Source organism: Rhodococcus sp. PvR044, assembly GCF_040548995.1.
GTDB lineage: Bacteria > Actinomycetota > Actinomycetes > Mycobacteriales > Mycobacteriaceae > Rhodococcus_G > Rhodococcus_G oryzae.
This window is the reverse complement of record NZ_JBEPSX010000018.1, coordinates 54,633-63,605: the sequence shown is the minus strand read 5'-3', so window position 1 is coordinate 63,605 and position 8,973 is coordinate 54,633. Positions and strand designations below refer to the sequence as shown.

Genomic DNA, 8,973 nt, shown 5'->3' with positions numbered 1-8,973 from the left:
ATGTACGCCTCGATCCCGATGATCGGGGTGATGTCGTGCTTCTTGGCCTCGTTGTAGAACTCGCTGGCTCCGAACATGTTGCCGTGGTCGGTCATCCCCACCGCGGTCATGCCCAGCCGCTGAGCTTCCTTGAACATCGGACCGACCTTGGCCGCACCGTCGAGCATCGAGTACTCAGTGTGATTGTGCAGATGCACGAACGAGTCAGCCACGCGCGCCTCTCTAGCTCTCGAAGGACGTGGAGCGCCCCGATGTTTTCAGCGACCTCATAACTAGCGAACCGAGTGTAGGCGCTGGGGCCGACAGCTTCGGTCACCCGCGCCGAGGCGGAGCGCGGCGGGCTGTGTGTTGCTCACGACCCCTCACCTCGATCGGAGATACTGACGCCCGGCGCGCCCGACCACCACCGAGGAGAGTCTGTGACCATCGACACCCAGAGCGAATCGCCCTCCCCGAGCGCCCGCCCGCGCTCGCGCTGGAGGCGGTGGATCCTCTGGGTCGTCGGCATCCTGCTCGCGCTCATCCTTGCCGCGGTCCTCGCCTTCACGCTCAGCCCGTGGCCCGGCGCCATGGTCGTCCGCGTCGTCTTCGACCGAGGCGCGGCGACCACCACCAGCGCCCTCGAGAAGCACACCCCGCAGGGCATCGCCTCGATCACCGATCAGCAGTACCGGGACGGCGACTCCGACGCCCTCCTCGACGTCTACTTCCCCGAGACGGCGACCGAGGCGCTGCCGACAGTGATCTGGACCCACGGCGGCGCCTGGATCTCCGGCAACAAGTCGCATTACGCGCCGTACTACCAGCTGCTGGCGGAGCGCGGGTTCACCGTCGTCTCCCTCGACTATTCGCTCGGGCCCGAGCGCACCTACCCGACCCCGGTGCACCAGCTCAACGACGCACACGCCTATGTCGTCGCGAACGCGGAGCGCCTGCACGTCGATCCGAGCCGTATCGTGCTCGCGGGCGACTCGGCCGGTGCGCAGCTCTCCAGCCAGCTGGCCGCCCTCGTCACCAACCCCGAGTACGCGCGCGAGCTCGACATCACTCCGGCGCTGCGCCCCGAGCAGCTGCGCGGTGTCGTGCTGAACTGCGGGATCTACGACGTCGAGAAGATGACGGGCGGGTCCGGCATCGTCGGCTGGGGAGCGGACCAATCGCTCTGGGCGTACACCGGCAGCCGCGATTTCGAGGACTCGACCGCGATCGGGCAGATGTCGACAATGCGCCACGTCACCGACGGGTTCCCACCCACCTACATCAGCGGCGGCAACGGCGATCCGCTGACCGACAAGCAGTCCAAGCCGCTGGCGGCCGAGCTCGGCGGGCTCGGCGTCGAGGTCACCACGCTGTTCTATCCAGAAGACCACGAGCCCGCGCTGCCGCACGAGTACCAGTTCGACCTGGACAACGAGGACGGCACACGGGCGCTGGAGCGGACCGTCGAGTTCCTGAAGGCGCACACCGCGCCCTAGCCCACTGCCGAGCTGCCAGACTGTCCCTGCGGCCACCGTCGGGGTGACGCCGCACACCGGAAGGAACCATCATGACCGAAGTCGGCGACACCTCGACTGCGCTGCGCACCCGCGGCCGGTGGAAGCGACTCGGGCTGTTCGGGCTCGCCGTCCCGGTCGTGACGGCGGCGGCAGGCGTGCTCGTCTCCCGGGTCACCCCGCGACCCTTCACGAGGGCGGTGCGCTGGGGCTTCGAGTGGGACGCGGACCGCGTCACCGCGGCTCTCGGCGCACACGAGCCCGCCGGGGTCGCGCGCGTCACGGACCAGCAGTACCGAGACGGAGACCCCGACGCCCACCTCGACGTCTACTTCCCCGAGGCGGCGCAGGGCCCGCTGCCGACGGTGATCTGGACCCACGGCGGCGGCTGGATCTCCTGCCACAAGACCGACTTCGCGCCCTACTACCGGCTGCTCGCGGCCGCGGGCTTCACCGTGGTCTCGCTCGACTACTCACTCGGCCCCGACCAGACCTACCCCACCCCCGTGCACCAGCTGAACGACGCGCACGCCTACCTGATCGCGAACGCCGAACGGCTGCACGTGGATCCGCAGCGGATCGTCTTGGCGGGCGACTCCGCCGGGGCCCAGCTCTCGAGCCAGCTCGCGGCGCTTATCACCAACCCCGACTACGCCCGCGAGGTCGGCGTCACCCCTGCGCTGCGCCCCGACCAGCTGCGCGGTGTGGTGCTCAACTGCGGCGTCTTCGACGTGAGGAAGGTTGTCGGCCTGCCAGGAATCCTCGGTTGGGCCATGGACCAGTTGGTCTGGTCCTCCCTCGGCACCAAGGACTTCGACGATTCGGCCGCGGTGGCACAGATGTCCACGATCCTCCACGTGACCGGGCAGTTCCCGCCCACCTACATCAGCGGGGGCAACGCCGACCCGCTCACCGACGCCCAGTCGGTGCCGCTCGCCGAGCGGCTGCGCGGGCTCGACGTGGACGTGACGACCGTCTTCTACCCGGCCGACCACAAGCCGGCGCTCGGGCACGAATACCAGTTCAAGCTCGACAACGAGGACGGCCGGTTGGCGCTGGAGCGGACCATCGAGTTCCTGCGCAAGCACACCGAGCAGGACTGACCGGGCAGGTTCTCACCGTGCGGGCACGTCGCCGTCGTCCGGGCCGGGGGCCACGGCGGAAGTCTGCTCGGGCAGCAGCGGCGTGACCGCGAACCGTCCGTACTCGGCGTCCGCGGGCAGCGCCTCCACGGCCCGGACGCCGGGCCGTGCCGCGAGGGCGCGGAGCTGTGCGAGGTCGCCGCGCACGGTCATCCCGACCACGCAGGCGCACCCGTCGGCGAGGCGCCCGGCCGACACCGCATCGATGCGGGCCTGCCGATCCCACTCCCCCGCCGAGCCCTGTAACCGTCCGGCCGCGACCAGCGGGGAACGGCGCACCGCCGCCTCGTCCGCGGGCACGTCCACGACGATCAGCGGCGTCTGCACCCGATCGATCGGCACCCGGAACAGCACCTGGGAGATCCGGACGCCGTCGGCGAGGCGGTAGGCCTGTTCGACGGTCGCCTCGGGGCCGAGCGAGACCAGCGCCCAGTGCTGATCGGCGTCGGACCCGCCGACCGAGTCGGCCGCTCGATCGAGGTACTCGCTGACCGCCTCGCCGCCGTCGGGACCGAGCCGGTCGGTCGCGATCGACGTCGGCCGCGGCGGGTTGGCGAGGCCGAGCACCACGACCAGCACCGCCAGGGCGAGAGCGCAGCAGACCGCCACGATCGCCCCGGCCCGATCACGCACTCCTGAGGACCTCGAGGGCGTATTGCAGATCCTTCGGGTAGTCGCTGGTGATCTCCATCCAGCGGCCGTCCGCGGGGTGCGCGAACCCGAGCGCGCGGGCGTGCAGCCACTGCCGTTCGAGGCCGAGCCGCTCCGCGAGCCGGGGGTCGGCGCCGTAGGTCAGGTCGCCGCAGCAGGGATGCCGGAGCGCCGCGAAGTGCACCCGGATCTGGTGTGTGCGCCCGGTCTCCAGGTGGATGTCGAGCAGGCTGGCTGCCTGGAACGCCTCCACCGTGTCGTAGTGCGTGACGCTGGGCTTGCCGTCCGCGGTGACCGCGAACTTCCAGTCGTTGCTGCGGTGCCGTCCGATCGGCGCGTCGATCGTGCCGCTGCTCGGGTCGGGGTGGCCCTGCACCAGCGCGTGATACCGCTTGTCGATGGTGCGCTGCTTGAACGCGCGCTTGAGCAGCGTGTACGCGCGCTCACTCGTCGCGACCACCATCACGCCGGACGTGCCGACGTCGAGCCGGTGCACGATGCCCTGTCGCTCGTGCGCCCCGGAAGTCGAGATGCGGAAGCCAGCCGCGGCGAGCCCGCCGATGACCGTGGGTCCGGTCCAGCCGACGCTCGCGTGCGCGGCGACGCCGACCGGCTTGTCCACCACCACGACGTCGTCGTCGGAGTACAGGATCTCCATGCCCTCGACCGGCTGCGCCTCCACCGTCAGCGGCCGCGCGGGTTCGGGCAGCTCGACCTCGAGCCAGGCACCGGCAGGCAGCCGGTCCGACTTGCCGACCGCGGTGCCGTCGAGCAGGACCGCACCCTCGTCGGTGAGCGCGGCGACCGCGGTCCGCGACAGGCCGAGCAGCCGGGCAAGGCCCGCATCGACGCGCATGCCCTCGAGCCCGTCGGGTACGGGCATCGACCGTGTCTCCCTCATGCGTCCGCCGCCTTGCCTGCATCGAGGTCGGAGTCGGCGGTGGCGTCGGAATCGGCGCCCGCCCGGGTGCCGTCGGGTTCGAACCCGAACAGGGTGAGCGCGACCAGCAGGATCGCGCCGCACACGATGGCCGAGTCGGCGACGTTGAACACCGGCCACCAGCCGACCGACACGAAGTCGACGACGTGGCCCTGCAGCGGGCCGGGGGCCCGGAAGATCCGGTCGATCAGGTTGCCGAGCGCACCGCCGAGCACCAGGCCGAGGCCGAGTGCCCACCACGGCGACCGCAGCGTCCGGCCGATCTTGATGACGCCGATCACCACGCCGATCGCAACCAGGGTCAGCACCCAGGTCATCCCGGTGGCCATCGAGAAGGCGGCGCCCGGGTTGCGGACCAGGGTCAGCGTCACCACGTCACCGATCAGCTCGATCGGCTCGCCGGGCTTGATGTGCCGCACCGCGAGGATCTTGGTGACCAGGTCCAGTCCCAGGATCAGCGCCGCGATCGCGACCAGCATCGGCATCCTCAGCGGCGCCTGCACGGCGGCCACCGCGGTTCCACCTCCCGTTGCCTCGCTCGCCCCGGCGTCGGGGTTCTCCGCATTTTCCGCTTCACTCACCCCGCCATCATCCCTTACGGTGGCACGCCGGGCCCCACCACACCCAACCGTGGCTAACCTGGTCGGGTGCCTGTGTTCTCTCCTCGGTCCGCCCTCCCGGCAACGGCGACGGCCCGGACCGCTCTGGTCGCCGCAACCCTCGCCCTCACCTCCCTCGTCTCCGCGTGCGGGTCCGGCGGTGATGCCGCCCCCACCGATGTCGCCACCGCGTCCGCCACCGAGGTCACCGTCCCGGTGTCGGCGGTGACGGCCACCGTCCTCGATCCGGGCGCGGAGCCGCGTCAGCGGGTCACCGTGCACCCGCCGATCGGTTCCGAGCAGCACGCCACGCTGACGACCCGTTCGCAGGTCTATCAGCAGATCGACGATCAGCCACAGCAGGACTTTACGACCCCGGAGCTGCGCACACCGCTCACCGCGACCGTGCGAGGCGAGCAGTCCGATCCGGCGATCCAGGTGGACCTGACGCTCGGATCGATCGGCACCCCGGACCCGCGGCTGTCCGACGCACTGAAGGAGTCGGAGGGGTCGGGCGCGGGCTTCACCGTGCAGCCGACTGGGGCCATCACCTCGCTCCGGATCGCCCCCGACCCCGACTCGAGGGATATCGCCCGCTCCGCCGTCGAGCAGGCCTTCTACCAGTCCGTCTATCGCACGGTGTCGTTCCCGGACGCGGAGATCGGGATCGGGGCGGTCTGGACGCTCCGGCAACAGGTTATGAGCGGGATCGCGCTCGACCAGGTGACGACGGCGACCCTGCGGGAACGGGACGGGGACCGGCTCACGGTCGACGTCACGGTGACGCAGACGCCCGAGTCGCCCGTGTGGGATCTACCGGACAAGTCGAGCAGGCTCAACATCGACACGTACGTCATGACGGGGACCGGCACCATGGTCGTCGACCTGAATCAGCCGCTGCCCGTCGGCGGGGACGTCACTGTCGGCGGTCACCAGAGTTACCGCGACCCGAACGCCACCACGACGCTTCGGCAGACCATCACCAACCGCGTGCAGTGGGCCGGTTGATGCGCCGCACGCGCGTCCTGGCCTGCACGGTGGCCGCGCTGCCCCTGCTCGCGGGGTGCGGCGGATCCGGCGGCGAGGAGGCATCCTCTTCGCTACCTCCGCTGCCCGCCCAGGTGACCGCCTCGGCGACGGCAGGCGCAGGCCCGATCACCGACCCGGCCCGGCTGAAGGCCGCCCTGCTCACCACCGCCGACCTACCGACCGGTTTTGCGCCCCTTGCGGATCCGGTGCAGGACCTGGGTCTGCCGCCGGCCCCGGAGTACGACGCCGCCGACCGGTCGAGCACCGATCCGCAGGCGTGCGCGGCCGTGCTGCGCGAGGTGGCGGACCAGGCTCCCGGGTCGACGTCGCGCGCCGTGGCGAGGTTCGGCGGGCCGGACTTCACCAGCGTCGACATCGACGCCGCGAGTTACCCGGACGGTGGCGCCGCCGGCGCGCTGGCCCGCGTCCAGGAGACCCTCTCCGGGTGTACCGAGTACCGGGGCACGGACGCCGACGGTTTCGAGGTGCAGTACCGGCTCGGCGGCCTCGAGCAGCCGGCGGTGGGCGACGCCTCGATCGCGGTGCGGCTGCTGACGTCCAGCGACGGGGTCACGATGACCTCGGACGTGGTCATCGCTCAGGTCGGCTCGACCCTCGTGCAGCTGGTGGCCTCCGGCCAGCAGCCGAGCGGCCAGGACCTGCTCGCGCGGCTGGCCCGCACCGCAGCGGGCCGGGTAGGCGCCGCCGCTCCCGTGTGAAACGCCGAATGCCGGCACCCCTTGCGGGGCACCGGCATTCGGTCGGTTCCAGCTAGCGTCAGACGCAGGCAGGCGAGGTGAGGTTCGCCAGCTTGACGATGTTGCAGGCGTACTCCTTCGACAGCTTCCACTGGCCGTTCTCGACCACGAAGCCGGCGGTGCCGGCGCTGACCTGGCCGCCGATGTCCATGTTGACAGTGGCGGTGAGGGTGCCGTCGCCGTTGTCGAGGATCGGGTCAACGACGGTGACGGTGGCGTTGGACTGCTTGGCGGCCGCGGCCACGGCGTCGAACAGGCCCGGGTCCGACTCGCCGTCCTGGACGAGGGTGACCTTCTCGGCGGCAGGGGTGGCCGGGTCGAGGCCCTTGACCAGCATCGCGTTCAGCTCGACCGCGGAGGGCGCGGGCGGGTAGTCGATGCCATCGTTCGCGGCGGCGGTGGTGGTGGGCTTGGAGCTGGTGGTGGAATCCGCGTTGGAGGTGTCGTCACCACAGGCGGCGAGCGAGAGGGCGGCCGCCACGGCGACACCGGCGATGAGGGTCTTGCGGAGCATCAATGCTTTTCCTTTTCTCGGGTGAACATGTTCTCGGTGCTCGTTGGTGCTCAGAGCGATTCAGGGGTTGCGTCCACTATGGCATCCACCGAAGTCTGTCTGTGACAGTAGTGAACACCATAAAAATAAGGTGATCCTTAATGAAGGCTCGCCTCGGGGTCCGCGCGGCCAAGTCCGCCGTCGTCCTCGGCAAAGGTACGCGCGAGGCCCGGCCCGGTCGAGCGTGTCTCGAATCGGACCGTGACCACGCCATGTCCGCAGCCCTGGACCCATCCGTGACCGAACTCACTATGCGCGACGTCCTGACCGGGGCGCCAACGGGCCGCATCCGCGACCACCGGCGCGGGCGTCGCGTCCGCCTCCGGCCGCTTCTCCTCTGTGACTAGCATCACATCGCCCTGGTCCAGGTCGGGGAACAGCGAGCCCTGCCGAACGGAGGTGAGTCCCCCGAGCGAGACCCCGACCAGTCGCACCGGGCCCAGCTCGAGCGGATCGATCACCTGCCGCTGCGCGGTGGCCACCAGGGTCTGCAGGTCCGCCGTGGCGTAGGGCAGGGTGGCCGAGCGGGTGACGATGCTCATGTCGGACTTCTTCAGCTTCAACACCACGGTCCTGGCCGCCCTGCCGTCGCCGAGCAGCCGGGCGTGCGCGGCGGCGCCGGTGCGTTCCACCGCCACACGCAGCTGGTCAAGGGTCACCAGGTCGGCGGCGAAGGTGGTCTCGGCGCTCACCTGCTTCGCGTCGGCACGCTCGGCCACCGGGCGGTCGTCGATCCCCTGCGCCAGGCGATGCAGGCTCGGCCCCAGCGTGGCGCCGAGCACCGAGACGATCTCGGTCGAGGAGGTCGCGGCCAGCCCGCCGATGGTCTCGATCCCGAGCCTGCGCAGCTTCTCGTCCGCGACCGGGCCGATCCCCCACAGCTTCCGGACGGGCAGCGCCTCGAACAGCCCGCGCTGCTCGGCCGGGGTGACCACCCGGACCCCATCCGGTTTCGCGAGCCCGGAGGCGATCTTCGCGATCTGTTTGCCCGACCCGGCGCCGATCGACGCCACCAGCCCGGTCCGGTCCCGGATCAGGGCGCGCAACTCCTCCGCGAACACCCGGACCGCTACCGCATCCGCCCCGGCCAGCTCCTGCGGCTCCCCGAATGCCTCGTCCATGGAGATCATCTCGAGCACCGGCATCCGGGTGCGCAGGGCGTCGAAGACCGTCTTGCTCAGCATCGAGTAGAGGCCGCCGCGCGGCGGCAGCACCACCGCGCCGGCGCCGACCATGCGCCTGGCCTGGTGCATCGGCATCGCCGACCGTGCCCCATAGGCGCGCGCCTCGTAGCTGGCACCCGCGACAACGCCGCGCCCGCCCAGCCCGCCGACGAGCACCGGCCGCCCACGCAGCGTCGGCCGGGTGAGCTGCTCGACGGAGGCGAAGAACGCGTCCATGTCGAGGTGCAGCACCCAGCGGCGCGAGGTGGTCGGCCCGGTCATCGTGGTGCGAGCGTCATCGCGATCGGGGCTTCTTCTTCCTCGGCTGGGGCAGCGCATCGGCGGTGCGCTGGATGAACTCGTGGAGCCAGTCGGTGTCGGCCAGTCGCTCCGGTGGGATCGCCAGGTAGTCCTTCGCACCCGGATACGGCGCGGCAAGGGTCACCGCGTCGAGGTACTCGTCCGCCGCCTCGCTCGGTTTGACGAAGACGGTGTCGTCACAGATCAGCGCGACGATCTTCTCGTCGCAGTACAACCCGTACTCGCCGAACATCGCGCGGGCGCGCACGTCCAGGGGCTCGAGCTGCCCGAGGACGTGCGCGACCGTCTCCTTGCTGGTGCTCATAGGTGGGAAGCTACGCCGGT

11 protein-coding genes are annotated in these 8,973 nt (G+C 70.7%); 4 read left to right on the top strand and 7 right to left on the bottom strand.

Going from position 1 to position 8,973, the window contains the following annotated elements:
* Nucleotides 1–212 (bottom strand): PHP domain-containing protein (locus ABIC28_RS26390; protein WP_354581685.1); only part of this gene is annotated, 212 nt, incomplete at its 3' end.
* Between the two features lie 207 nt (nt 213–419).
* Here ABIC28_RS26390 and ABIC28_RS26385 point away from each other — a divergent pair.
* Nucleotides 420–1,475: an alpha/beta hydrolase gene (locus ABIC28_RS26385; RefSeq protein ID WP_354581683.1), complete on the top strand. Its 1,056-nt coding sequence runs from the start codon at nt 420–422 to the stop codon at nt 1,473–1,475.
* A 71-nt stretch (nt 1,476–1,546) separates the two neighbouring features.
* A complete protein-coding gene (locus ABIC28_RS26380) occupies nt 1,547–2,596 on the top strand; it encodes an alpha/beta hydrolase (RefSeq protein WP_269590198.1) in 1,050 nt (349 codons plus the stop codon).
* A gap of 12 nt (nt 2,597–2,608) precedes the next feature.
* Here ABIC28_RS26380 and ABIC28_RS26375 read toward each other — a convergent pair whose 3' ends face one another.
* From ABIC28_RS26375 to lspA, 3 genes are read right to left on the bottom strand one after another with little or no spacing between them, the layout of a single operon-like run.
* Entirely contained in the window at nt 2,609–3,268 is a 660-nt protein-coding gene (locus ABIC28_RS26375) for a hypothetical protein (RefSeq protein WP_257017497.1), read from the bottom strand.
* Nucleotides 3,261–4,187 carry an RluA family pseudouridine synthase gene (locus ABIC28_RS26370; RefSeq protein ID WP_077041916.1) on the bottom strand — a complete coding sequence of 309 codons (927 nt, stop codon included), beginning with the start codon at nt 4,185–4,187 and terminating at the stop codon, nt 3,261–3,263. Before ABIC28_RS26370 ends, ABIC28_RS26375 begins: the two co-directional genes overlap by 8 nt.
* On the bottom strand, nt 4,184–4,711 hold the full coding sequence (lspA, locus tag ABIC28_RS26365) for a signal peptidase II (RefSeq protein ID WP_218840976.1): 528 nt from the start codon (nt 4,709–4,711) through the stop codon (nt 4,184–4,186). Before lspA ends, ABIC28_RS26370 begins: the two co-directional genes overlap by 4 nt.
* 219 nt (nt 4,712–4,930) lie before the next feature.
* On the opposite strand from lspA, the gene ABIC28_RS26360 reads away from it, so the two are divergent.
* Both ABIC28_RS26360 and ABIC28_RS26355 read left to right on the top strand, forming a co-directional pair.
* Nucleotides 4,931–5,833 carry a hypothetical protein gene (locus ABIC28_RS26360; protein ID WP_354581692.1) on the top strand — a complete coding sequence of 301 codons (903 nt, stop codon included), beginning with the start codon at nt 4,931–4,933 and terminating at the stop codon, nt 5,831–5,833.
* On the top strand, nt 5,833–6,573 hold the full coding sequence (locus ABIC28_RS26355) for a sensor domain-containing protein (RefSeq protein ID WP_354581680.1): 741 nt from the start codon (nt 5,833–5,835) through the stop codon (nt 6,571–6,573). Before ABIC28_RS26360 ends, ABIC28_RS26355 begins: the two co-directional genes overlap by 1 nt.
* 58 nt (nt 6,574–6,631) lie before the next feature.
* Here the strand turns inward: ABIC28_RS26355 and ABIC28_RS26350 are convergent, their stop codons facing one another.
* The 3 genes from ABIC28_RS26350 to ABIC28_RS26340 form a co-directional block, all read right to left on the bottom strand.
* Nucleotides 6,632–7,126, bottom strand: coding sequence for a WKL family lipoprotein (locus ABIC28_RS26350; RefSeq protein ID WP_502945070.1), 495 nt, complete (start codon nt 7,124–7,126; stop codon nt 6,632–6,634).
* A gap of 137 nt (nt 7,127–7,263) precedes the next feature.
* Nucleotides 7,264–8,610 (bottom strand): DNA polymerase IV, encoded by a 1,347-nt coding sequence (locus ABIC28_RS26345; RefSeq protein WP_354581676.1) that lies wholly within the window; start codon nt 8,608–8,610, stop codon nt 7,264–7,266.
* A 13-nt stretch (nt 8,611–8,623) separates the two neighbouring features.
* On the bottom strand, nt 8,624–8,953 hold the full coding sequence (locus ABIC28_RS26340; RefSeq protein ID WP_097212188.1) for a TfoX/Sxy family protein: 330 nt from the start codon (nt 8,951–8,953) through the stop codon (nt 8,624–8,626).
* Between the last annotated feature and the right edge of the window lie 20 nt (nt 8,954–8,973).

What these genes read in the sequence shown, in the direction of transcription:
- ABIC28_RS26380 (WP_269590198.1), top strand. Translation starts at nt 1,547, where the DNA reads ATGACCGAAGTCGGCGACACCTCGACTGCGCTGCGCACCCGCGGCCGG.
- ABIC28_RS26370 (WP_077041916.1), bottom strand. Translation starts at nt 4,187, where the DNA reads ATGAGGGAGACACGGTCGATGCCCGTACCCGACGGGCTCGAGGGCATG.
- lspA (WP_218840976.1), bottom strand. Translation starts at nt 4,711, where the DNA reads ATGCCGATGCTGGTCGCGATCGCGGCGCTGATCCTGGGACTGGACCTG.
- ABIC28_RS26355 (WP_354581680.1), top strand. Translation starts at nt 5,833, where the DNA reads ATGCGCCGCACGCGCGTCCTGGCCTGCACGGTGGCCGCGCTGCCCCTG.
- ABIC28_RS26350 (WP_502945070.1), bottom strand. Translation starts at nt 7,126, where the DNA reads ATGCTCCGCAAGACCCTCATCGCCGGTGTCGCCGTGGCGGCCGCCCTC.
- ABIC28_RS26345 (WP_354581676.1), bottom strand. Translation starts at nt 8,610, where the DNA reads ATGACCGGGCCGACCACCTCGCGCCGCTGGGTGCTGCACCTCGACATG.
- ABIC28_RS26340 (WP_097212188.1), bottom strand. Translation starts at nt 8,953, where the DNA reads ATGAGCACCAGCAAGGAGACGGTCGCGCACGTCCTCGGGCAGCTCGAG.